General features: G+C 38.9%; 21 protein-coding genes and 2 pseudogenes. All 23 read right to left on the bottom strand.

Going from position 1 to position 25,709, the window contains the following annotated elements:
* Positions 1 to 134 precede the first annotated feature (134 nt).
* Positions 135 to 1,048: pseudogene (locus LMF89_RS11750) on the bottom strand (ATP-dependent 6-phosphofructokinase).
* Between the two features lie 276 nt (positions 1,049 to 1,324).
* Positions 1,325 to 2,257, bottom strand: coding sequence for a transketolase family protein (locus LMF89_RS11745; protein WP_229535243.1), 933 nt, complete (start codon positions 2,255 to 2,257; stop codon positions 1,325 to 1,327).
* Between the two features lie 28 nt (positions 2,258 to 2,285).
* Positions 2,286 to 3,100: pseudogene (locus tag LMF89_RS11740) on the bottom strand (transketolase).
* A 24-nt stretch (positions 3,101 to 3,124) separates the two neighbouring features.
* A complete protein-coding gene (gene rpiB, locus LMF89_RS11735; protein ID WP_229535242.1) occupies positions 3,125 to 3,583 on the bottom strand; it encodes a ribose 5-phosphate isomerase B in 459 nt (152 codons plus the stop codon).
* A gap of 46 nt (positions 3,584 to 3,629) precedes the next feature.
* Positions 3,630 to 4,688: a galactitol-1-phosphate 5-dehydrogenase gene (locus LMF89_RS26210; protein WP_229535241.1), complete on the bottom strand. Its 1,059-nt coding sequence runs from the start codon at positions 4,686 to 4,688 to the stop codon at positions 3,630 to 3,632.
* Complete coding sequence (rpe, locus tag LMF89_RS11725) at positions 4,685 to 5,353, bottom strand: ribulose-phosphate 3-epimerase (protein ID WP_229535240.1); 669 nt, start codon at positions 5,351 to 5,353, stop codon at positions 4,685 to 4,687. The genes LMF89_RS26210 and rpe overlap by 4 nt, the downstream gene beginning before the upstream one ends.
* 56 nt (positions 5,354 to 5,409) lie before the next feature.
* On the bottom strand, positions 5,410 to 6,093 hold the full coding sequence (gene deoC, locus LMF89_RS11720; protein WP_229535239.1) for a deoxyribose-phosphate aldolase: 684 nt from the start codon (positions 6,091 to 6,093) through the stop codon (positions 5,410 to 5,412).
* A 223-nt stretch (positions 6,094 to 6,316) separates the two neighbouring features.
* On the bottom strand, positions 6,317 to 7,345 hold the full coding sequence (locus LMF89_RS11715; protein WP_229535238.1) for a zinc-binding dehydrogenase: 1,029 nt from the start codon (positions 7,343 to 7,345) through the stop codon (positions 6,317 to 6,319).
* Positions 7,346 to 7,461: 116 nt separating this feature from the next.
* The gene (locus LMF89_RS11710; RefSeq protein WP_007958442.1) at positions 7,462 to 8,718 is read right to left on the bottom strand and encodes a PTS galactitol transporter subunit IIC; all 1,257 of its coding nucleotides are present in this window, start codon (positions 8,716 to 8,718) and stop codon (positions 7,462 to 7,464) included.
* Between the two features lie 23 nt (positions 8,719 to 8,741).
* Entirely contained in the window at positions 8,742 to 9,041 is a 300-nt protein-coding gene (locus tag LMF89_RS11705; protein WP_229535237.1) for a PTS sugar transporter subunit IIB, read from the bottom strand.
* A 1-nt stretch (position 9,042) separates the two neighbouring features.
* Complete coding sequence (locus LMF89_RS11700; protein ID WP_229535236.1) at positions 9,043 to 9,528, bottom strand: PTS sugar transporter subunit IIA; 486 nt, start codon at positions 9,526 to 9,528, stop codon at positions 9,043 to 9,045.
* The gene (locus tag LMF89_RS11695) at positions 9,515 to 12,451 is read right to left on the bottom strand and encodes a sigma 54-interacting transcriptional regulator (protein ID WP_229535235.1); all 2,937 of its coding nucleotides are present in this window, start codon (positions 12,449 to 12,451) and stop codon (positions 9,515 to 9,517) included. The genes LMF89_RS11700 and LMF89_RS11695 overlap by 14 nt, the downstream gene beginning before the upstream one ends.
* Positions 12,452 to 12,899: 448 nt before the next feature.
* Positions 12,900 to 15,848 (bottom strand): sigma-54-dependent transcriptional regulator, encoded by a 2,949-nt coding sequence (locus tag LMF89_RS11690; protein WP_229535234.1) that lies wholly within the window; start codon positions 15,846 to 15,848, stop codon positions 12,900 to 12,902.
* Between the two features lie 570 nt (positions 15,849 to 16,418).
* Positions 16,419 to 17,381 carry a 6-phosphofructokinase gene (gene pfkA, locus LMF89_RS11685; protein ID WP_229535233.1) on the bottom strand — a complete coding sequence of 321 codons (963 nt, stop codon included), beginning with the start codon at positions 17,379 to 17,381 and terminating at the stop codon, positions 16,419 to 16,421.
* A gap of 85 nt (positions 17,382 to 17,466) precedes the next feature.
* Positions 17,467 to 19,179, bottom strand: coding sequence for a phosphoenolpyruvate--protein phosphotransferase (ptsP, locus tag LMF89_RS11680; RefSeq protein ID WP_229535232.1), 1,713 nt, complete (start codon positions 19,177 to 19,179; stop codon positions 17,467 to 17,469).
* Between the two features lie 4 nt (positions 19,180 to 19,183).
* Positions 19,184 to 19,447, bottom strand: a complete 264-nt coding sequence (locus LMF89_RS11675) for an HPr family phosphocarrier protein (RefSeq protein WP_229535231.1) — start codon at positions 19,445 to 19,447, stop codon at positions 19,184 to 19,186.
* A gap of 64 nt (positions 19,448 to 19,511) precedes the next feature.
* Positions 19,512 to 19,988 (bottom strand): PTS sugar transporter subunit IIB, encoded by a 477-nt coding sequence (locus LMF89_RS11670; protein WP_229535230.1) that lies wholly within the window; start codon positions 19,986 to 19,988, stop codon positions 19,512 to 19,514.
* A 24-nt stretch (positions 19,989 to 20,012) separates the two neighbouring features.
* Positions 20,013 to 20,405 carry a PTS sugar transporter subunit IIA gene (locus LMF89_RS11665; protein WP_229535229.1) on the bottom strand — a complete coding sequence of 131 codons (393 nt, stop codon included), beginning with the start codon at positions 20,403 to 20,405 and terminating at the stop codon, positions 20,013 to 20,015.
* 452 nt (positions 20,406 to 20,857) lie between these two features.
* Positions 20,858 to 21,139 (bottom strand): hypothetical protein, encoded by a 282-nt coding sequence (locus LMF89_RS11660; protein ID WP_229535228.1) that lies wholly within the window; start codon positions 21,137 to 21,139, stop codon positions 20,858 to 20,860.
* Positions 21,140 to 21,165: 26 nt separating this feature from the next.
* Positions 21,166 to 22,233 carry a nucleoid-associated protein gene (locus LMF89_RS11655; protein WP_007958469.1) on the bottom strand — a complete coding sequence of 356 codons (1,068 nt, stop codon included), beginning with the start codon at positions 22,231 to 22,233 and terminating at the stop codon, positions 21,166 to 21,168.
* A 125-nt stretch (positions 22,234 to 22,358) separates the two neighbouring features.
* Complete coding sequence (locus LMF89_RS11650) at positions 22,359 to 23,786, bottom strand: FAD-binding oxidoreductase (RefSeq protein ID WP_229535227.1); 1,428 nt, start codon at positions 23,784 to 23,786, stop codon at positions 22,359 to 22,361.
* A 16-nt stretch (positions 23,787 to 23,802) separates the two neighbouring features.
* Positions 23,803 to 24,846 carry an electron transfer flavoprotein subunit alpha/FixB family protein gene (locus LMF89_RS11645; protein ID WP_007958472.1) on the bottom strand — a complete coding sequence of 348 codons (1,044 nt, stop codon included), beginning with the start codon at positions 24,844 to 24,846 and terminating at the stop codon, positions 23,803 to 23,805.
* A gap of 18 nt (positions 24,847 to 24,864) precedes the next feature.
* Positions 24,865 to 25,653: an electron transfer flavoprotein subunit beta/FixA family protein gene (locus LMF89_RS11640; protein WP_007958474.1), complete on the bottom strand. Its 789-nt coding sequence runs from the start codon at positions 25,651 to 25,653 to the stop codon at positions 24,865 to 24,867.
* Between the last annotated feature and the right edge of the window lie 56 nt (positions 25,654 to 25,709).

The raw sequence follows: 25,709 nt of genomic DNA, 5'->3' as shown, positions 1-25,709 counted from the left end.
TGCCCTCTGTATAGATGCTGTACTGATGATACATCGAATTAAACGCAACAATAAAGGGACTGCCTTGCCACGATTTTTTTAAAATCGCGGCGAAGCAGCCCCTTGGTTCTTATTGCATTTTATGAAAAGAATTTTTATATTGACAAGATTTGAGATAAATTATACATTTCGTGATCAAATACTTTTGTTTTGCTAAGTGCCTTCATCATATCAATATTAATCAAATGATTGTCTTTTATGCCAATTGCACGATTGGATTTTCCTTCGATTAATAAATTAACAGCCTTAGCGCCCATTTTACTTGCTAGAATTCGGTCAAAAGCCGTTGGAACCCCGCCCCGCTGTAAATATCCAAGTACCGTAACCCGCGATTCAATACCTGTAATTGCAAATATCTCTTTTTGCAGTTCTACAGCGGATTCCCTGCCTTCAGCCAAAATAATAATATTGTGAGCTTTCCCCCGTTTTTTTCCCTGCAACATTTTCTCACAGATTTTAGTTGCTTCATATTTTTCTTCTGGAACTAAGATGCTTTCTGCTCCTCCAGCAAGACCTGCATAAAGAGCGATATCCCCGCAGCACCTTCCCATGACTTCAATAATCGTTACTTTCTCATGAGACATGGATGAATCTCTTATTTTACTGATGGAATCAAGTACTGTATTAACCGCCGTATCAAAACCAATTGTATAATCGGTGTATGCTAAATCATTATCAATCGTACCTGGAACTCCCACAACTTTTATACCAGTCTGGCTAATTTTATTGGCTCCCTGAAAAGAGCCATCTCCACCAATTACAATCAATCCATCAATTTCATTTTTCTCTAATATACCAATTGCTTCGTTGATACCAGCTTCCGTTCTTATTTTCTCGCATCTTGAGGTTTTAAGAACGGTTCCGCCCCTGTGAATAATATCTCCCACAGATGAGATATGCATTTCTTTTATCTCACCATCTAAGAGTCCCGTATACCTCTTTGGATTCCAACGACCTTGAGATCGTTATATATGGCGGTTCTCACAATGGCTCGAATAGCGGCATTCATGCCTGGGGCATCCCCTCCACTGGTTAATACTCCTATTTTCTTCACGAATCAGATCTCCTTTTCCATCTATGCTGAAATCGATATTTCATTCTTAGCAAGCCAACAATCGATATTGAAGCTTTATAATGTAAGAACTTATGAACCACAAAGACGCAATGCCGCTGATGCGGCACACAAAGGAGTACACAAAAATATATAAATAACCCCTTTGTGCCCTTTGCGTCTTTGTGGTTCAATTCATTTTATTACTTGAAAGGATGCGCAGTGTTTTTCTATTTACTTTTTGCTATTCACTGTCTTTTGTGCTGTATCATAAATATTTTCAACGGTTAATCCATATTTGGTTAATAACTCTTCTGGTTTTCCTGATTCGCCAAACGTATCATTCATACCGATTTTCACGACTTGTACCGGATAATGCGTCGATAATACATCACAAACCGCGCTGCCCAGACCGCCAATAACAGAATGTTCTTCTACGGTTAGAATTCTCTTTGTTTCTTTTGCTGCTTGAATAATCAGTTCCTCATCAATTGGTTTAATCGTTGAAATATTAATTACCCTAGCAGAAATTCCCTCTTGTTTTAAAAGTTCTGCTGCTTTTAAACATTTACTAATCATTAGCCCCATACCGATAATGGTAATATCCTTACCATCCTTTAGGACATTTCCTTTACCGAAGGTAAAAGTATGATTTTCATCAAAAATCGACGGCACTCCCAAGCGCCCTAAACGTAGATAGACTGGACCATCAATATGAGCTGCTGCTCTAACTGCCTGCCTTGTTTCCACATCATCTGCAGGTACTATGATCTTCATGTTGGGTAAGGATCTCATAATGGCAATATCCTCAATGGACTGATGAGAACCCCCATCTTCTCCCACTGTAATTCCTGCATGAGTTGCAGCAATTTTCACATTCAGCTTTGGGTAACAAATGGAATTTCTAATGATTTCAAAAGCTCTGCCTGTAGCAAAAACAGCAAAGGTACTGGCAAAAGGAATTTTTCCTGTAGTGGCGAGTCCTGCTGCCATTCCCATCAAATTTTGCTCGGCGATGCCTGCATTAATAAAGCGTTTTGGAAAGTGCTTTGCAAATCCTGCTGTCTTAGTGGATTTGGATAAATCCGCATCCAAGACTACAATATCTTTATTTTCTTTTCCCAGTTCAATTAAAATATTTCCATAGGATTCTCTTGTAGCAATCATTTTGTTTCCTCCTAGGTATTATTATCGACTATCGAATATTTTGTTCCAATTCTTCAATGGCTTTAGCTCGTTTTGCCTCTGACGGGGCCACCCCATGCCAGCCTACTTGATTCTCCATGAAGGAAACACCTTTTCCCTTACTGGTTTTCGCAATAATTGCCGTTGGCTTCCCTTTAACTTCTTTTGCCTGTTTAAATGATTTTTCAATATCTGTAAAGCAATGACCATCAATCTCTATCACATTCCAGCCAAAGCTTTCCCATTTTTCTTTTAATGGATTGACTTTCATAACCTCATCATTCGTACCATCAATTTGTAAGCCATTATGATCAATGATCGCCACTAGATTATCCAATTTATAATGGGAAGCCGCCATGGCAGCTTCCCAAACGATTCCTTCTTGAAGCTCTCCATCACCTAACAAGGTATAAATCCGATATGATTTTTCATCGATTTTACCACCTAATGCCACACCCACTGATGCGGAAAAACCTTGACCCAATGATCCTGTTGACATTTCTACGCCAGGAACTTTCAGCATATCAGGATGCCCCTGCAGAAAACTTCCCAGCTTTCTCAAGTTGGTCAATTCACTAGTATTAAAAAAGCCTTTCATGCAAGAGTTCCATATAGTACTGGAGCTGCATGCCCTTTACTCAAAATAAACCGATCTCGATCTGGATTGTCTTTGTCTTCACTATCAATCTTCATTTCTTTAAAATATAGGTAGATTAAAAGATCGGCTGCCGATAAGGCTCCTCCCGGATGCCCAGATCCCGCCGCGGCTAACATATTGATAATATGGATTCGTAATTGATTTGCATATATTTTCATTGGCTCCATAAAAAAACCTCCCTACATATTTACTTACTGCTGCTTTCCAAGTTCATAATCAAGAATAAACTGTATCCGCTGCGCATGTTTACCTGCATCAAAAGATGCTGTAAGCCATTCCTTCGTAATCTCCAGTGCCAAGCCACTGCCGATTACTCTTTCCCCCATACATAATATATTAGAATCATTATGTGCTCTTGTGGCTTTAGCGGAAAAAGTATCGTGCACGACAGCAGCCCTAATACCTTTTACCTTATTAGCCATAATTGACATTCCTATGCCAGTACCACAAATTAGAATCCCTTTCCAATCATCATTACCGGCTACTTTCTCAGCTACACGTTTTGCAATAGGTCCGTAATTAACACTGTCTGCAGAATAAGCACCCACATCTTCGACTTCGATTTTTAATTCTTTTAACAGACGAATAACCTTTTCTTTGAGCGTAAAACCCGCATGATCACTGCCAATTATAATTTTTGCATTTTCCATTTCATCCTCGTCCCTTCTTTTTAAAGAAGTATCACTTATACCTCACTTAACACTCTTTCCCCTCGGGAAAGACGATGACTTTACCAAAAAAGCTATCACGTTTATATATTTTTTCAAAAGTTTCGGGGATTTGATCAAGAGAAATCCGATGAGTTACCATGGGCTTAACCTTTATCTTACCTTCTTTCATGAAATGCAGTGTAGTTGGCCATTCTTTCCCGGGAAATGGACCAGAAACTGCATTCCAGGAACCTAATACTGTCAGTTCATTCCGCACTATTTTTTCAAAATGTTCCCGGGAAATCGCCACATCACCATAAGGAATCCCCATGAATACAACAGTCCCCCCCTTCTTAGGCAACGATAAAACCTGTGCACTAGTAAATGGATTTCCTGCAGATTCTACAGCAATATCAACACCAATGCCTCCCGTCATCTCTTTTACAACCTGTATTGGATCAATGTCTTTTGCATTAATGCACAAATCAGCACCTAGCTCTTTAGCAATCTCTAACTTTTCATCAAAGATATCAATGGCAATCACTTTTGTGGCACCAAATATTTTGGCACATTGTACAGCAAATAACCCAATAGGACCCACACCCAAAACAGCTACTGTATCGCCAGCTTGAATCTTCGTACGATAAAAACCATGCATTACCACACAAGCTGGTTCCATACCGCAAGCCGTCTCAAAATCTAAGCCTTCGGGCATTTTTAGTACACTTCTAGAATGCAGCCTTACATATTCGGCAAAGCCCCCATCTTCTTTTGCTCCGATTACCTGTAGGGATTCACATTTGGAGTATTTCCCCAACTGACAATATTCGCAGTGAAAGCATGGTGTTGTTGGGCAGACAACAGCACCATCGCCTACTTTTACATTGGTTACCTGTTCGCCAATCTCTACAATCTCACCTGAAAGCTCATGGCCAAATATGGCTCCCACTGTATGTGGCCCTAATTTTCCATATCTTGATATATCGGAGCCGCAAAATCCTACAGCCTTTACTTTAACAATTACATCATCTGGAGTCTTAATTTCTGGTTTCGGACACTCTTCTACTCTTAAATCCCGAATTCCATATATTTTTGCACCTTTCACAGTGTCACCTCATTTACTATTTTTAGAAATGCTTCTATATTTTGCTTCGTTTTGTTTTTTTGAAAGGCAGCTGAGCCAATGACAATATTAGTCGCTCCTGCATGTATTACGTCACGAATAGTAGACAAGTTAATTCCACCATCTACTTGAATTTCAAAAGAATAACCACCCGCTCGTTTCATGTCAGCAAGTTCTTTTATTTTCTGATTCATTGCGGCAATATTCTTTTGACCGCCGTAACCTGGATTTACGGTCATAATGAGTACTAAATCCAGCATCTCATAGACATGAGAAAGAACACCAATAGGGGTTGCAGGATTTAATGCCACGCCAGCCTTCATGCCAAAGCTTTTGATCACTTGTATGGATCTGTGCAAATGAGTACAAGCTTCGGCATGAACAGTAATACAATCAGCCCCTGCATCCACAAAGGAAGAGATAAAACGGTCTGGATTTTGAACCATCATATGAACGTCAAAATGCATGTTACTTATGGGCCGGAGCATACTCACTTGATCTGGGCCAAAAGCTATATTAGGAACAAAAGTTCCATCCATCACGTCAATATGCAGTGAATCGATACCACATGACTCTACTGTTTTCAACTCTTGTTCCAAATTACCCATGTCTGCTGCTAATAAAGAGGGAGAAATTATAATATCCATAAGACCTCCAATCTCAGCTATCATTACTATTTGTTATAAAATCAGTTCTTTTTTGTTTAATATCCGTTTTTATTAGAATCAGAGCCGGTCTTGCCTGATATAATCGCTATTGCATTGCTTGTTCCAATCCGATTTGCACCAGCTTTTACAATCTTAATCGCATCATCGTAAGTTCTGATTCCTCCAGCCGCTTTTACGCCAAAGTCTTTACCAACTACAGATCGTAATAATACAACATCCTCTACCGTTGCTCCACCGCCATTAAACCCAGTAGCGGTTTTAACAAAGTCAGCACCGGCTTCCCTGATTAAGTTGCAGGCAATTTTTTTCTCTTCCTGGGTCAAAAGTGCCGTTTCTATAATAACCTTGGTGACTAAACCCTGAGAAGCTTTGACAACTTCTGCTATATCATATTTCACAATATTATATTCTTTGGACTTTAAAGCCCCTAAATTAATCAGCATATCGATTTCTTTTGCACCATTATCAATGGCATCTACGGTTTCTGCCACTTTCACTTTCGTAGTAGCACCTCCCAGAGAAAAACCAATGGGTACACCTACTTTAATATTATGATCTTTCAGCAACTGATTGGCGAAGGAGACATAATACGGATTAACAAATACCGTTTTAAAACCATGTGTAATCGTCTCTTGACAAAATATCTGGATATGCTCTTTGGTCGCAATGGGATTCAATAAGGTATAGTCAATCATCTCGATCAGAGCTTCTTGATTCATTACAAACACCTACTTATCACTTTTTCGTAATTAAAACTTTTTTGCATATTTCTATATAAGATCCAACCCGCACTATGCATACTGAAGGATCATTTCTTTCAAAATTAAATGGTTTAAAATCAAAAATTGCTATTGAGCTCAGTAACAGATTTTTTCTTTATTCTGAACAGTTAGGCCTAACTGAATCAGCTTATTTAGTCAAACTATGATACTTGAATACTTCTTATTCAACAGTTAACACGACTTTAATGGCGTCCCCTTTTTTAATGGTCTCATATGCTTTATCCCATTCTGTAATATTGAATTGATGTGAAACTAATGCTTTGGCATTCACTAGGTTTTGATCCATAAGCTGCAAGGATGGTTCCCAATCACTTGGTTTCTGGCTTCTGCAGCCCATTACTTTAAGTTCTTTTTGAATGATTTTTTCAAAATCAGTCAGAATTTCCGTTGTTGGGAAAATCCCAACCTGCACATATTCACCTTGTTTAGTGAGAATATCCAAACCTAAATTTACGGATGGCGGAGCTCCTGTACATTCAAATACAATATCAGCACCATACCCGTCGGTAAGATCCTCTACTGTCTGCTTAATATCTTCATTCTGAATATCAACGGCTACATCAATTCCCAATTCTTTTGCTTTATCTAATCGACTTCTGTCTTTCGCTAACCCTGTAATAATGACTTTCGTATCAAAAGTCTTGGCAATTTGTGCCACAAGCAAACCAATTGGGCCAGGTCCTAATACTACTACGACATCATTCTTTTTGATGCTGCTCTTTGCCACCGCATGATGTGCACAAGCCAATGCTTCGGTTATAGAAGCAGATAAATAATCAACATTTTCAGGCAGTTTATGAATACTGTTTTTATTTGCTATGATGTATTTAGTAAAAGCACCATCCTGCTGTGTTCCCAAACCTTTACGTTCTTTACATAAATTATAATTTTTCGATTTACAATATTTACATTTACCACATATATAAAATGTAGTTTCTGAAGTGACGCGCTCACCCACATGGATATCGGTTACATTTTCTCCTACTTCTACTACTTCACCAGCAAATTCATGACCTAATGTTACAGGAACCTTAACTCTATATTTTCCTTCATAGGTATGCAAATCAGAGCCGCATATCCCTGCATATTTGACTAAGATTTTCACTTCATCCTTACCAGCTTTTGGTTCTTCTTTGTCAACAATAACTAAATTCCCATGACCTAATGCTGTTTTAACTAATGCTCGCATTCTTATTCCTCCTCGTTTCAAAAATTTATGCTAGATGACATCTTGAGCTAACATTTCTTATCATCAAACATAATTATGTTAGCTCAAGACAAGAATCACATTTTAATCGTGTCTTATTAATTAAATAGTGTGAAAATTTTGTATATCACATAGTGAATTACGTTACCACCTTGGTCAATACTAGAAATCGTCGTTGCACCCGCTGGCATTTTAAAATGAGCATCTACTGCCATTTGCGTATGGAATGTTGCAACATCAGTCGCCATGTACAATGACATCGCAATTACAACAGCTCCAACAAGAACCGAATGAACGATATTACCTCGAGCCGCTCCTACGATAAAGCAGACGATAAAGGGAATGGTTGCTAAATCACCAAAGGGTAAAACATTATTTCCTGGTAATACAACTGCTAAGAGGATCGTAATCGGAACTAAGATTAGGGCTGTTGCGATTACGGAAGGATGCCCAATTGCAACGGCAGCATCTAGTCCGATATAAATATCTCTATCGCCAAATCTTTTGCTTAAGAACTCCCGGGCAGATTCAGCAAGTGGGATAAGACCTTCCATTAATATCTTAACCATTCGAGGCATTAACACCATAACGCCACCCATTGCTATACCAACTTTTATGGTCTGCCCTGCTGGATATCCGGCTAGTGCACCTAGTCCAACTCCTAGAAATACTCCCATGAAAAGCGGTTCGCCAAATACCCCAAATCTTTTTTGAATGGTTTCAGGATCTGCATGTAAATCTTTAATGATCGGGATTTTCTGTACCAATTTTACAAGGGGAATTCCAATTGCATAGGACACAGTACTACCAGTTGGAACAGAAATACCAGGTAGATCAAAATATTTTTCCAGCATTGGTGCTGTCCAATCAGCAATTTTTAAAACAATAATTTCAAAAATAACTGCTGCCACTAAGCCTTGTACAAGGCTTCCAGTTGCTGAATATACAAAGGCTCCCATAAAAGTGAAATGCCAATAATTCCAAAGGTCGATATCCATTGTTTTTGTGGTTTTGGTAACTAACATAATGACATTAACCAATAAACCTAATGGAAGAACAAATGCTGCAATCGGAGAAGCCCATGCTATACTTGCAGCTCCTGGCCAGCCAATATCAATGATATTTAGCTGCACCCCAAACCTTGCTACCATACCTTGTGCTGCTGGTGCAAGATTCGAGACCAGTAAATCAACCACTAAAAAGATACCTGTAAAACCTACGCCAATCGTCAAACCAGAACGAAAGGCTTTACTTGCCGGCTGCCCAAATGCTACTCCCAGCAAAAAAACTGCAACTGGCAGAATAACCGTTGGTCCTAGCCCTAGAAAGGCTTGGAAAATCTGAACTACATCCATAATAATACCTCCTCAGCTTTTTATTATTTCTTAAGTTCTTCTAAGATCTGCTCTTTCAATTTATCTAATCCTATTCCAGTTAAGAAAGCTCTTGCATTAATGATTGGGAAGGGATATTCTTTGGAAACAATCGTAGTGGTAACAAGCAAACTTGCCCGTGATTCATATGCAGGAACTTCTGTCACTTTACATTGAACAATTTCAACTTGAATATTATTTTCTTTAGCCATTTTCTCAATGGCATCAGATACAACAGTAGATGTTGCAATTCCGGTTCCACAAGCTACTAATACAGTTTTTTTCCCTTTTCTTACTTCACTCACTTTATTCACCTCCCTTCACATTGTTTAAATTAAGTCGTTTACTTACTTCTTCTTTGATTTTCACTTCGCTTTCTTCGCTTGCTAAATATAGCAGAATCTCTTCGTCTTGAAAGATTCCCATTAAACTTTGCAGCATTTTTAGCTGGGAGTGACTATCATGCATCGCCAACATAAAAATTAATTTCACAGGAGTTTTTTCTGTCTCCTCACCCATAATGCCAAAATCTACAGGTTCCTTTAAAACTCCAACACTAATGGCAGATTGGTTAACATGTTCAATATCTGTATGTGGTATGGCAACACCACAACCCTTGGTCGGCAAGCCTGTTGCAAATTTTTTCTCTCTTGCAATAACGGCCTCGGCATAACTTTCTTTTACAAAACCTTTCTGATATAAGTTGGCTGCCATGTGCTTTAAAATATCTGAACTATTTTCACCTTCTACATTTCTTATCACTAATGTTTCATCAAATTTAACATGATTCATGTAATAGAGCCTCCCTAATTTCGTCTTCTGATTTTGCTTGCTGCATTTGCGCAATAAATTTTTCACTTTCAAATTTGTTATATAAAAACCGTACTCCATCTTTACCATCGATATCTAAGGCCAACAAACAAATCAATGATACAGTGTTCTCATGATCCCAAGCAATCGGCACTGCCGCTTTGGCAATTACAATTACGGGATGATTCACATAGCTACTGTCAGCATGGGGCAAAGCAACTTCTTGATTAATCACATAGCTTCCCATATTTTCCCGCTCCATAACAGCCTCATAATATCCTTCTTTGACATATCCTTCTGCTAACAAGCTATTACAAATACGCTGCAGCACTTCTTCTTTCCCGCCTACTTCTGGCAGCATGATAAATTTCGCCTCTCGTACGACATGAGGAATCAGGCCACTGTAACTTTTCATACGATAATGATTGTTACATTCAATTAAATTCATAATTTGATTTTTTCCTGTTTCGTTAAATAATGCCTCTAAAGATAAGAAAGGAATACCGTGATATTTAGGATCAATACTGCCTATTATCGCAATGATTTCATAGGTATTGATCGTATCTTGTATTTGCTTATGAAGATCACGTTTCCCAATAACCCCCATATGGATTAATTCTATATCATTTAGTTTTTCACCAAATATTTTCTTCAGATGACTTCCGCACTGAAGAGCTACCCCTTCTCCTGTCAAGCAAACCGTAATAATTGCTTTTTTCCGTTTTAAAACTTTATGATCCACTCGCGTCTTCTTAAAGGTATAATTTAAATTTTCTACCGCATACACCACATCTTTAATATGGGATCCAGGTAAAATACTTCTGCGAATGGCTTCAATTACCATTACTGTATCCACACGGTCAATCGTCTCGATCTGGATACCTGTCCTTTCTGAAATGATTTCTCCGAAGGTCAGTAAAGAACCCATATCCACCAGCATTAATACGCCTTTACCTTCATCAGTTGCCTCTATGATCGTAGCCAAACGTTCTAATACTTCACTAGGATTCTCATCTAAAGTCATGACTACCGCTTTGCCATGATTCATATTTAGCAGCTTATTCGCAATTTCCAGCATACCAACACTTACATTGCCATGAGTAACAACCAGAATACCAACTTTACCTTCTTTTTCTTGTTTATTGCCTCTAAGATAGAGTGCAATAAAACCAACTTCGTCCTCTGGTAAATGAATTCGATAGTATTTTTCAATATGTGCGATCATTTCTTGGGCTACAGCATATTCAATGCTGTATTTTCTTTTGATTTCTTCTAAGTTGGGATTAATAATTTCCCGTCCTTGCTTAATACGCTGAAAAGTAGCATTCAAATGAATGGCTAAACAATAAAATATGGAATGATCCATCTTTCCTAATGTCATTTCAGCAATTTTAAGAAGTTCTTCCACAAGGGAAATAATCTCAACTCCCACGACTTTAGCAATCTCATCAGGAGATAAAGGATGCAAATTGTCTTTAACGTGTTTGATAACATTCTGTAATTTGCGTTCAATCTCAATCCCGATAATACGATTAATTTCCTCTGTATTTAGTCCTTGCTTTACATATTCGGTATAAGTTTTTTCGATATCGCTATAAAACTCTTTTGGGAAACTATAAATATCGTTTTCAAGCTCAGCGATTTTTTTATACTTTTTAGGACTAAATCTAAAATCTTGCCAGACGAGGCTTTCAATTTCATCCCGCATACTTTTTATTTTCAAAAGTCCCTTTTTAACGTGAAGATTTAAATCTCTTACATCAATTTTCACACAGTCTTCTTTATCCATAACATAGGTTAAAAAGCTCTTGGCGCAAGCAACTTGAATATCACTTTTTAGCTGTCCAATATTCCCATAACACTCATACAGCAGGTACGATTTCATGACGTCTAAGGCTACATGAATTGGTGCATTCATTCTCGTTGATTCATAACCAAAGAAATTTTTAATTAATTTCAATCTTTCATTTAAGGGCCGTTTACTTAAAGGCGGGACCTCAATAATCATGGGAATTCGCCTTTTAAAGGTTGCCAATAATGTAGTCTCAATATTTTCTGTGGTGGCGGCAATGAGCTGCACAACCGCTTTTCTAGTAAAATCAGACTCTCCTAACCTGCGAAAGCACCCCTTATCGATGAGTTGAAACAGCATTTCTTGTCCTTCTGATGTAAGACGATGCACTTCATCTAAAAATAAAATTCCACCGTCTGCCTGCTCGATTAACCCTCTCTTATCTTGCGCGGCTCCTGTATAAGCGCCTTTTACGCTCCCAAACAGATGAGATATTAACAATTGGGCGTTTTCAGCGTAATCGGCGCAGTTAAAAACAATAAAGGGAGATTCTTTGGCTAGCCTGCCGCTTTCGATGGAAAACTTGTACATGGACTCTGCCAACTCACTTTTGCCTACACCTGTTTCCCCTAAAATCAAGCAATGCAACCCATTTGGCGGATATAATACTGCAGCTTTAGCCTGCTGTATTTGTATTTCCAAACTTCCTTTTCCACCAATTAAATTTTGAAAGGCTTGAATTTCTCGACTCTCTTCTTGCGTTTTACTGCCGTCTTTCAGCAGCGAAACTTCATCTATGATCTGTTTATTAGCTTGCGAGCCTTTGATTTCTTCTAAATATTTGACTACCAAGTAGCGCGATAATTTATATCCTCTATTTTGCAGCATCTTAGTCAATTCACGGTAAGAGATATTCTCATTTTTCTGTAATATCTGGGATATTTCCTCGCAAATATAGATCTTCTTTCGTTCTCGAGAGTCTGCAATTTTTAGTTCCTTGCGGAGTAACGTCATATATTCTCTGCTTACTAATAAACTTTCACCTAATTGCAGATCCGTTAGCGGTTCTTTTTTATTTTCTTTTAAAAGGATACTGCGGAGTTTATTTTTCACATCTAACCCTCCTGTCTTTTATTATTGCAAGACTCGTGCCAACTAGTGGTCAATTATGTTAGTGATGAGAGAGAGGCTTGGATAATATTGAACTAAATATATTTTCCAAAGTTGAATCTAGTCACACTTTTTGTGTTTATTTACTTTTTTTATAAAATCACTTACGTTTTTTCATTGTCCCCCTTACACTTTTGCGCATTTTTAAAATACGTAAAAATAACTGAATTTTATATTTATATAATCTCAAAAAAAAAAAAATGTTACGCATCCTTTAAAACAGATAAAACGAATTGAACCACAAAGGCGCAAAGTACACAAAGGGTTATTTATACATTGTGCGTTTGTGGTTCGTAATTTTTTTATTTTTCCACCTACAAAACCTATAGGCACTACTATAACAAGGAAAGAGGCTTTTCTTATTAAAAAGCCTCTTTCCTTGTTATCAGCCTTACCCTTCTTCTACATTATTATTCTTTCGCCGCTCCATTTTGATAATCTCAATTAAATGGCAAATTTCTTCATCATTTACATTCACAGTGAATTGTTCTTCTAGAGCATTACTTACTTTTTTTAACACTGAATATTCAAGAGGATGCTCAGCAATAAATGCAGCTGTTTCTGGATAACTGATTCCTGCATGAGTAAGCAAGCGTTCTACCATGCAGGCAGAATGTACTAACATGCGTACCAGTCCAGAAGAAGAAAACTCCACTTGCAATTCATCTTCTAGCTTTCTAATGCAGATCATAAGAGTATCCATCACTTTACGCGGATTCACAAAAGTCAGAAATTCATCCAACATACCTGCAACCATACCACGCATCACTTCCCAATCCATGCCCCTATCTGTATAACGATCTGCAATATCAGAGGCCTTTAACCCTTCCGTGAGCAGACGGCGCAGTTCACTGCCAGCACCACCCTGCATGAGCTCTTCGATGGCAATATGAGGTCTATCCTCCATTTGAGGATCAATACTGCCTACACTAGCTACGATATCATAGGAATGCTGCAAAGACATCAGGCGAGTTTGCAACATTTCCTGATTGCCAGCCTCTACAGCAATTACACGAATATTAAATAACTGCCACTGATTTAGTAATTTTTCTAATAAGCCCTTAATTTTGGCGGCTGCTCCCTGCCCTGTAAGGCAAGTAGTCAAAATAGCCTTATCTTTACCATTCATAAAATCAGTCGGGTTATTTGCCTGTACTACCGTTTGAACCATACTACGCGCTGTCCAAGCAGATCGATAGACAATATTGATATCATTTTTCGGTAATATGGCTTTATGTAATACATGCAGTACCATTAATGTACTTACCATTTCTACACTTTTTACCATGATACCCGTTCGATTCGTAAGAGCTTTCGCTACACCTGATAGCGAGCCCATATCAACCAGCAGAATTATGCCTTTCCCTTGGTCAATTTCTTTTGCCACCTGAACTGCTTTTTCAATTGCCCAATCTACATTGGCTTCTAGAGGCATATCAATTGCTTTGGCATGAGTAACTCCTAGCAGCTTATTCGCAAAATCTACCATACTGGTAGCAGTCGAGTTACCGTGTGTAATCACCAAAACACCAACTTTTCGCTCTTCCCTGCCTTGGCGATCGTCAAAGGTTGCCAGCATTAAAGCAATAAATCCGATTTCATCCAACGGGATCAAGATGCCCATCTGTTCACCAATGCACTTCGCCATTTTTTCTGCTACAATATATTCCTTAGGATGCTGCTCAGCCACGGATCTAACATTAGGATTTACAATAGGCAGGCCGCTGCGAATTCTTTCTACCGTAGCAGCAATATGAATGGCTAAGGCATAATATAATCTACGGCTCAGGGTTTTCCCCATTTTTTCAGCCAGGCTGCAGGCTAGGTCAAAAACACTGAGAAAATCTTGTGGCAAAACACTTTGTAAATATTCCTGGGATATTTCCAGTTGTTCAGGACCTAATCGCTGAAAATAGTTTTCAAAATCCATCTCAATGCATTGAACAATCTCTGCCTGTCCAATTCCTTGGGACTTAAGAAACTGCATGCGCTCACTAATAGTCTGATAGAAATTCTTTGGTAAGCTCCGATCTGCCTCTTCATCCGCCGCTACTCCATTTGGCTGAATGAATAATTCACTGCCTAAGGTACATAAAATTTTACTAGTTTCCAGGCGGGCTTGAGGATCATAGACAATGGCTTGTTTAATCTTAGGCGGCAGCTCTTCGTAAACCAGGCGAACAGGTGCCGCCTTATCTCCTCGATGCAAGAAAGCTTTTGCACATATTAGTTGCAAGTCATTGCGCAGCTGCCCAATATTGCCCTGACAGCGGTATAACAATAATGCCCACAAGGCTTCTTGGCTAACAATTAGCTTCGACTGAATATGTACGGCTTCACGTGCCAGTAAAAATTTAATTAGTTCAAATCGTTCGTGTAATGGTCTCATGGCTAAATCGGGCAGCGATATGACCACAGGTATACGGCGCAAGAATGTTTTTAATAAAGCAGAATCTGGATTTTCGGTAGTAGCTGCGACTAACCTTATGGTAACATGGCGAATTTTATCAGTATCACCCATGCGGCGAAAATCTCCACGATCTAGTAGATAAAACAGCATTTCCTGCCCTTCTGGCGGCAAGCGATGTACTTCATCTAAGAATAACATGCCGCCATCCGCTTTTTCCACTAAGCCGGCTTTATCTTTATCAGCCCCAGTAAAAGCGCCTCGTACATGACCAAAAAGCTGAGACATCAAAAGCTGAGGATTATTTGCATAGTCAGCACAGTTAAATACAATAAACTGTCCACCATGAGCAATTTTTCCCTGGCTGCAAGCAAATCTATACATATATTCAGCAAATAAGGTTTTTCCCACACCTGTAGAACCAACTAATAGCGTATCTAAACCTTTTGGGGGATATAGAGCTGAAGCCTTTGCTTGCTCGACTGCGACTTTTAAACTATCTTGGGCACCAATTAAACCATCAAAAGAATCATAATTCTGAGCATTGTCATATAAGGCATTATCATTTTTCAGGCGCGTGGTATCAGATACATCCCCCGCCCTTCCTGATTGGGAAAATTCATTCGTAGCTAACTCTTCAATTTGCCGCTGGTGCCGTACCATTTCGGGAACCTTTCCCTTCAGTGCGGGATAAATACTTTCTACCCATTTCACTGTGACATAATAGGTGGATCGACTCACTACTTTTACTACCAACTTCTCCCTATGTAAGGCATTTAAATCACTGCTGACATTACTACGAGAAAACCCTGTTAAAACTGCCACTTCTTCTGCTGTAAAACCTAATGGTTTATGCTGCTGCATCATATTCTTATCTAGTTTTTTCGTGCATAATTCATCTAAGATTTCTAAAATTTTTAATTGACGTTTCATTTTTCGCTCTCCTTTAAGACAGCATCAGCTAGTAGTCCGCCAAGACTAAAGCTATGGGATGAATTGCGCGAGATTTTTCGTCCAGCAAGGCGGAGGAGTCGCGCATATCGGACATATGTAAGGTGACGACAACGAAGCTGGGCGGGAAATATCGCGACAAGAGCACCATGGATTTAGGCTTGGTGGACTACTAGTCATTTATAGTACATTATAAAACGTTATAATCTGTAATACAAATTTTTTTATGCTTTGCTACTTTCTATCCCTAGTAAAGGAGATGAGAAAACTCATTATCGCATCCTTAAAAAAACAAAACATTTTGAACCACAAAGACGCAAAGGACACTAAGGGATTTTTTTATATTTTCTTGTGTACTCCTTTGTGTGCCGCATCAGCGGCATTGTGCCTTTGTGGTTCATAAAATTTAAGTTTTCACCTACAAAACTTATAAACTCTGATACTAAAAAAAATAAAAGCATGGTTTTTATATACCGATGCTTTTATCGCTTTATCAGACGATCAAATTATGTTATTAGGTCTCTAACTCTAACCCGCAGTTTCTTGTCTTTGTTACTTGGACAGTAATGTTGCCAGCCGAAATGTAGAGGTATCAATTGTCCGTTTATGCCCAATGGCATCGACTAAGTCAATTGCAACGACTGCGCCGTTCTTCGAACCGAATAATACATTGGATATACCGGAAATCAGAGCCATCACTGCATGTTCCGCTAGTGTACTGGCTAAAATACGATCAAATACACTCGGAGATCCTCCCCGCTGTATATGCCCCAATACAGATACTCGGGTATCAAGACCAGTATCCTTAGCAATCTTCTCACCAATGGTTACAGCACTGCCTACACCTTCTGCTACAACCACAATACTATATTTTTTTCCTGCATCCCGCGACTTGCTTAGCTTGGCGCACAGCTCATCTAAATTAACAGTCATTTCTGGAATCAGTATCTGTTCTGCACCACCAGCAAGCCCAGCCGTCATAGCAATCCATCCTGAGTTTCGTCCCATTACTTCAAGAACCATTACCCGTCCATGTGAAGAGGCCGTATCCCGCAGCTTATTAATCGCTTCTACGACTGTATTGATAGCAGTATCAAAGCCAATGGTATAATCCGTCCCCCAAATATCATTGTCGATCGTACCAGGTAAACCAACTACAGCAATTCCTAATTCAGATAACAATTGAGCACCTGTAAGAGATCCATCGCCACCAATAATAACTACACCTTCGATTCCTCGGCGTTTAAGATTTTCAGCAGCTTTTTGTCGACCTTCTAACGTTTTAAAAACTTCACAACGCGCAGTTCCTAAAAAAGTTCCTCCCCGATGCAGAATGTCTCCTACTGAACGAGATTCCAATTTTATCATTTTATCTTCATACATGCCTGCATAGCCATTGTAAATTCCCCACACTTCTACCCCTTCATGGATAGCTACACGAACAACAGCACGAATAGCTGCATTCATACCAGGAGAATCGCCACCACTAGTCATGACAGCAATACGCTTTAACATCACACATTCCACCTCTTTTTTGCTACTTCTCCAGAAAGGGCGAAGACTGCTCTCCGCCCACCTTCCTTAGAATGTATTACAACTATTATATTTCAAATTCTAAGGCTATTTCTTCTAACCTTTTCTTAATATCAGATGCAGTACGCAGACTTAATATCTCATCAGCCCATTTTTGCGTCTGCTTTACGTCAAGCTGGCGTATACGATGCTTCACTATAGGAACCGCACGCCCATTCATGGATAATTCTGTTAAACCAAGTCCCACTAATAAAGGAGTCGCTAGAGGATCCCCTGCCATCTCACCACACATACCTACCCATTTACCAGCTTTTTGTGCAGCTTTTGCAACATTGCCAATTAAGCGAACGACTGGCGGCTGAAAATAATCACTTAGATACGCCACATGTTCATTCATGCGATCTGCCGCCATTGTATATTGAACAAGATCATTAGTGCCAATACTGAAAAAGTCCACTTCTTCTGCCAAGATATCTGCAATCGCAGCTGCTGCCGGAACCTCAACCATAATCCCTACTGCCACATCGCTCTTATAAGGGACTCCTTCTTGCGTTAATTCTTTAGCAGCTTCTTGTAATAAGGCTTTTGCACTTAACAGTTCATCAACGGTAGCAATCATTGGAAACATAATATGCAAGTTTCCTGCTACGCTTGCGCGTAATAAAGCACGCAATTGCGTTTTAAATACATCCTGGTACACCATACACAAACGGATGGCTCGTAACCCAAGGGCCGGATTCGCTTCTGGCAGTCCGCCAATAAAGGGCAACTGTTTATCTCCACCAGCATCCAGCGTACGAATTACAATCTTTTTATCAGGCATTGCCGCAAGTACGGCTTTATAAGATTCTACCTGTTCTTCTTCAGTTGGCACACTGGTTTTATCTAGGAACAAAAATTCAGTACGGAATAAGCCAACACCCTCTGCACCTGCAGCAATTACTTTTTCCATATCCCCAGGTGTACCAATATTGCAAGCCAACTCGATATGATGACCATCTAATGTCTCGCTGGGTAAATGGCCAACAGATGCTAAAAGTGCAGCTCTCTCTTGCTCTTTTTTAATACGCAAGCGATAATCAGCTAGTATATCCTCTTCAGGATTCACTAGGACCTCTCCTACATGTCCATCAACAATCACGGTATCTCCATTATTTAACTTCTCTAATGCACTGCCAACCCCTACAACAGCGGGAATACCTGCTGCCCTAGCCAAAATGGAGCTATGAGAAGTCTTTCCTCCTAGAGCAGTAATAAAACCTGATACACAATCTAAATCAAGAGCAGCCGTATCAGAAGGCAATAAATCCTGAGCTGCTAAAATACCTGTATAGTTGACCTCGGCCGTACCGCCCTGCAATATGCGTACTAAGCGTTTGCCAATATCCTTGATATCAGCTGCCCTCTCCTGCATATATTCACTATCAAGACCAGCAAACATCGCAGCAATTTCATTGGCTGCATATTCTACTGCTGCTTCAGCGCTTGCCTGATTGTCAATATGATTCAAAACAACTTCAACAAAAGAAGGATCTGTGACCATTAGCTTATGAGCAGCAAAAACTTCTGCCTGCTGTTCTCCCATATTGGCTGCTGTACGTTCTTGCAATATCTCTAACTCTTTTTCAGCAGCCTGCTGCGCTGCATAAAAACGTTCTTTTTCAGCCGGGGTCTGTGATGCATCTACCAGACGACAGAAATCATGTACCGCCTCTTGCATATGCATAATTTTTCCAATAGCTATTCCTGCTGAAGCTGCGATTCCTTTTATTTTCCACATAGTATCACTCTTCCCCAAATTTGTCATCCACTAATTTTTTCAGGGCTGCACCTGCTTCAGCAGCATCTGGACCATCAATTTTGACAAGTAAAGTATCACCCTTTTTTACCCCTAATCCCATAATGCTAATGATACTTTTTGCATTGCCGTTTTTTCCATCTTTAAATATTAAAATGTTGGATTTAAAGGAAGAAGCTTTTTGTGCGAACATAGCCGCTGGTCTAGCGTGTAACCCCGCCTGATTTTTAATTTGTAAATTCAATTCCATGTTTTTTACACAACCTTTCTTTTTGTTAAATATATTATTACACTACAATAGCAGTGGATACCCCTTAATTTATCTCGGGCATAAGGTCTAGCGGAGTATCATGAGGCAATATTTGAATTTGTAAATCAATGCCATGTTCATGAAGCTCTTTAAAAGCATGTTTATCAGTATCAGATATCGATACAGCTTTTGTCACCGGGGTCTTTCCTTGACCGAAACTCATCCCGCCAATATTGACCTTACTAATCTCTAAGCCATTTTCTACTAAATTCAATATAGTAGTAGGGTTGGTAACTAATAAAAGCAGCTTTTCTTCTGCAAACACATCCGTTTTCAAGCTTTCTACCCCTTGAGTCACATTTAAGATCGTAACATTGATACCAGGAGGTGCTACGGTTTCGAGAAGCATCTTACGAATGAAGTCTAGCGCAACTTCGTCATCAATCACGACAATGCGTTCAATTGGCATGGTCTTACACCACGCCATAACAATTTGGCCATGAATGAGACGATCATCAATTCTTACTAATTCAATTCCCACCTAATCTCTTCCTTCTTACTATAGTTACTTCATGATATCGAAATTACGAATGCCATCATGGCCTCCGTTTAGAGCGGCACTTGTTACATTCATCAATTTATCATTTCTGGCAGGTAATATTTCTAACAGCATGGGCATATTTACACCTGCAACCATCTCAATCCCTAGCTGCTGCATAGCCACTATAGCCGCTGCTTGATAGGGGCTCCCTCCTAGTAAATCAACGAATATGATAGTACCTTGACCAGTGTCTACACCTCTTACGGCTTCTCTAATGCGTAACTGCAAATCAGCTGTATTTTCTCCCATTGTAAAATCAAGAGATACAACCTGTTCCTGTTTCCCTGCAATCTGTTCTGCAGTAGTAAGCAAGGCACTTGCGAAACTTCCATGTGCAACAATTACCACACCAACCATCTTGTGCCCTCGCATATATTTTTATATTTTTATCTTTTTATCTTCTTAATATTCTTGCAATAACCATGCCAAAACCTGTCTTATTCAAAATAGAAGTTGTACTACAGCTATTTGACAGACAATTCCTAGCTTTCCTCATAGATTAGATTGCTTCTGTTGTTATACCAAACAATACAATTGAACTTGTTTTATTTGTGTTTTAATCGTGTTGTAATTATGTGTTTATTTTGATTTATGTAACAATTCATACTATTTCCATTTATATCCATAAGAAAACGTTCGCGTCCTTTAAAACATATAAAGTAAACCACAGAGGCACAGAGAACACTGAGAAAAGATAGATAGGGTTAAAAACCTCTGTTTTTAACGTTCTCCTTTGTCGTTCAAAGACTATACTGTAGTTAATAAAAAGCCTTATCTTGAAGATAAAGCCTTTTACAGATTAAGGTATGCTATTTTTTATAAACTTCCCAAGCTTCTGAAACTCTCTTACGATAGGATTCCAAACGATTAGCCAGTACCTTTTCTTCTCTACGCCCAGCTTCTATGGATAAATCATATAAACTATTATTCATAGCATATATAACTGTTTTCATCAAATCGAATATAGGATCTGGATTTATCTCACTACTTTCCGTCTTTTCCTGTAATTCCTTGATTAGAGTAATAGCAATGGCAACTTTTTCTTCTGGCAATTGCTGAATGAGTTCAACTAACTCAGCTTTAGAATTCATTTTATATTCTCTCCATTTCCCTTAGCTTATTCTTCTTCATTAAAAAAAACTTTATAAAAGTGCATACCTTTTTCATCATCAAAGCCTCGTTCAATAAACTGCATATTGCCAGTTTCTGTCGTAGGACTTTTTACTTTAATCTCAATTTCAGTATCCAGTTTGATCATGTTTCTAAATTTCTTTTTCACACTCTTTACGGCTGGAGTGGAAATCGTAAACCCTTCTGCAGGGACAAAGCCTTGATTACTCTCATAATTTTGTTTATGCTCGATAAACTGCTCAATTAATTCCGGCTCTTTCACAACGGTTTGTACAAATTCTTCTAAATGAAATTGGTTATGTTTGTCGAAATATGCCACAGCTTCATTGACAAATACTACCTGATCTTTTTTATCGGCTTGATATATTTCACCATAAATATTTTCTGCAAAATCTCTGCACACCTGCAAACAATTTTCCGTATGAAAATATTCATCTTGTACATTGGTCAAGCGTAAGAATTCATCCTTCCAATATAAAGCTTGATTGTCACCTTTATTTACTGCATCCACAATGGCAACTCGATAACCATCAGCTGAATTGGCGTTAAAAATAATACATCCCTTATCCAGCTTTTTAACGTTAATCCCTTTATCGCTGCCAATCATAAACTCATCTGCATATTTGGTAACTTTTAAGTAGGTTTCCTTTTTTTCTGTTTTAAAAATACCAATTCCATCAGCTTTTTGATCATTGATTATACAATCTTTAAAATACGCCATATAGAATTCTCCGCCTTTAATTTGCGGATGAGAAGATTTCTCATATAGATGTTTTAAGATGCTAATGGATTGTTCATAAAAAGTTTCGGGTTCTATAAAAATACTGCTTACATACATGTATAATTCGTTCAAATGAATATCTGTTTCATGAAAAAATTTATACAATACTTTTTCTTTAAAGGATGATAAAAAATATTTTAGCAACAGTTCCTCTACATTGCCATCTTTCATATCATAAGAACTTGGTGAAAGAAAAACACCTTCATCCCGCAACTTATTCCCTACTTTATGTATTACTAACTGCTCTAAACTCATACTCGAAAAATCAAACAACCTATTTCATCCTTCCTGCTACTGACAAACTTAGTATTTTATTATTGTATCATACTTTTATACATTTTTAAATCTAACAAGAAAACAGCCTAAATCTCGGGATAAGAGACTTAGACTGCTTTTGCTTATGATTCGGCAATTGTACCAAGTAGTACGACTTTTCCAGGATTCATAATGTTATTTGGATCAAAAGCTTCTTTCACTGTCTTTAGGACTTTCTTTTGTCCTTCGGTCATGTGCTTATACATAGCTGATATTCGTTTTGCACCAATACCATGCTCTCCGGATAAGTTACCTTCAAGAGCATATACAGCATCATAGATTTCAGCTAAAACGGCATCTTTCAAATCATGCCAAGCATGTTCATCACGATCTTCACGCAAAATGGTAGCATGAATGTTTCCATCGCCAGCATGACCAGCACTGGGGATTTTGCACTCAAATTTTGCTGCAATTTTTTCAATCGCATCCAGTGCTGCAGGAATGTTTGCAATTGGCACTACAATATCTTCCATGCAATACACTGGGCTCAGCATACGAAGTGCTTCCGCATAGGCTTTACGTGATTTCCAAATGCGATCTTGTGTAGAAATATTATCTGCTACGAATACTTCTAGCGCGCCATTTTCTTTACATAGCTTTCCAATGGTTTCATAATCTTCTTGTATTTGCAGTTCTGTATTGCCATCCACCTCACAGATAATATATGCGCCTGCATCACTAAATGGCAGCTTTTTATTCAAATACAATTCCGCTGCTTTAATTGACAAACTATCCATAAATTCAACAGCAGTCGGGATAATACCAGCAGTCATAATCTTGGGTACCACTTTAATAGCAGATTGCATGTCTGGGAAAGGAACCAATAAATCTGCAACATATTGAGGCAATGGCATTAATTTTAGCCAAATTTTTGTAATAATTCCCAACGTACCTTCTGAGCCAACCATTAAATGTACCATATCATAGAAAGTAACATCTTTTACGTTCTTACCACCATAAACAACGATTTCCCCGTCAGGCATAACCACTTCTAAACCATATACATGACGTCCTGTTACACCGTATTTAATTGCTTTGTTGCCACCAGCATTTGTTGCAACATTGCCCCCAATGAAGGAAGATTCTGCAGAACAAGGATCACCAGCATAAAAGAGATTTAACTCTTTGGCTTCTTTTTGCACTTCTCCTGTCGTTACACCAGGCTCTAAGACCATGAATAAATTTTCTTTGTCGATTTCTAGAATTTTATTCATTTTTTCTAATGATAATACCATACCACCATGGAGTGGAACAGCACCTGCTGCAAGTCCAGAGCCGCCGCCTCTAGGCGTAATGGGAACCAATTCACGATTTGCCAGCTTCACAACTTCAGCAATCTGCTGGGCATTTTCCGGTTTTATAACAACTTCAGGCATTTTCTCCCAAAGTTTATCAGATGTTTCATCACGAGAGTACATTTCCATTTTTTCTTCATCTACAACTACGTTGGCTTTACCTAGAATTGCTTCTAATTGTTTAATAATGTTCTCTGTTACTTTGTTAAATTGCATTACTACCCCTACCTCCTTATGCACTCGCTTTTATTTTTTTGACTGTTTCAATCAGCATAGGCATCACTTCAAACACATCGCCTACAATACCGAAGTCGGCCACTTTGAAGATTTGTGCTTCAGGGTCTTTATTGATTGCCACAATAACATCCGAGGTCTGCATACCTGCTAAAAATTGAATTTTACCTGCTATACCCGCAGCAATAATTAGTTTAGGAGACACGGTCTTACCAGATAGACCAACCTGATGGGGATACGTAGACCAGCCAAGCTCAACTGCATCACGAGTAGCACCCACGGCAGCTCCCATTAACTCTGCTAATTCTTCTATTAATTTGAAACCTGCGGCATTTTTCATTCCCTTGCCACCGGCAATAATGATATCTGCTTCTTCAATACTTACTGCTTGCGTAGTATCGATTATGAACTCCAGGAACTTTTCAACTGTCATTGTTGTTGCACCTGCATAATTCTTAACAATGATTTGACCAGTTCTAGAAGTATCCACAGGAGATTGTTTGGCAGATCTTGGACGTACGGTTGCCATTTGTGGACGTGTATCAGGCGTCTTAATGGTAGCCATAATATTGCCGCCAATCGCTGGACGAGTTTGTAATAACAGTTTTGTATCAGGATCGACAGTAAGTTCTGTGCAGTCAGCTGTTAAACCAGTATTGGTTTTAGCTGCAACTAAAGGCATTACCGTACGGCCCGTAGTTGTTGCACCAGCGATGATAACTTCTGGTTTTTCTTCATTCACTAAACGAGTAATTGCATTACTGTAAGGTTGGGTTAAGAAGTTCTTGAAAATAGGATCTTGGATGAAAAAGACTTTATCAGCACCGCGAAGAATGACTTCGTCCAAATTCTCAATTTCATCACCTAGTAGTACACAGGCAAGTTCACAGCCAAGGTCATCGGCAATGCCACGTCCCCAAGTTAAGAGTTCAAAAGTAACGGCTTGAATTTTACCATCCCGTTGCTCACCTAGTATAAATACACCTTTAAACTCGGAAAGATTCTTAGCTTCCGCTATGCTGCAATTTACATACATTGACATCTTTATTGTTACCTCCTTTTATAAAACATCCTTTTGAACTAAGAACGACATCAATTCATCAATTGGCTGCATTGTCGCATTGGCTTTGACCATAATCGTATCCCGAGATAGTTTAGGGCTAAAAATTTTAACCACGCGAGTTGGTGATCCAGTTAGACCAAGCTCACTTTTATCAAAACCAAGTTCTGCATTCCCAAGCATTGGAACTTCAACTTTCTTTGCTTTTAACTTACCGTCTAACGTAGGGAATCCTGTATCACTAATATCTTTATTTACAGAAACTAATACTGGGAAAGTAACTTGAACTCTTTCAAAACCACTCTCAACAGTACGTTTAACAATAACACCATCTTCTAACACTTCTAAGGCAGAGACATAGGTTTGGGCTGGGACCCCTAGGTAGTGAGCAATCATGGCGGCGGTCTGACCAGTCTCGCCATCAGTAGCCCGCTCTCCACAGAGAATCATATCAAAATCGCCGGTTTTCTTGATAGCTGCAGCAATAACTTTAGCTGTTGCAATGGTATCGGAACCAGCAAACTCTCTGCCTGATACTAAAACCCCATCATCAGCCCCCATTGCAATTGCCTCTTTGATTGCTTTCATTGCTGAGATTGGCCCCATGCTAACAGCAGTGATTTTGACATCAGGATAGGTATTCTTAATTCGAATTGCCTCAGCCAATGCATTTTCATCTAATGGGTTAATAATCGTATCTTTACCAGTACGCACCATGACACCGGTTACAGGATCTAATTTTACCGAATCAGTTCCGGGAACCTGTTTGACAAGAACTATAATTTTCAAATAAATACACCTCCTATTATATTCTGCGAGATTACGGGGAATTTTACACTTACACA

Source organism: Pelosinus baikalensis (assembly GCF_020819555.1).
Taxonomy (GTDB): domain Bacteria; phylum Bacillota; class Negativicutes; order DSM-13327; family DSM-13327; genus Pelosinus; species Pelosinus baikalensis.
The sequence above is the reverse complement of the archived record's forward strand: the minus strand, read 5'-3'. Positions and strand labels throughout refer to the sequence as shown.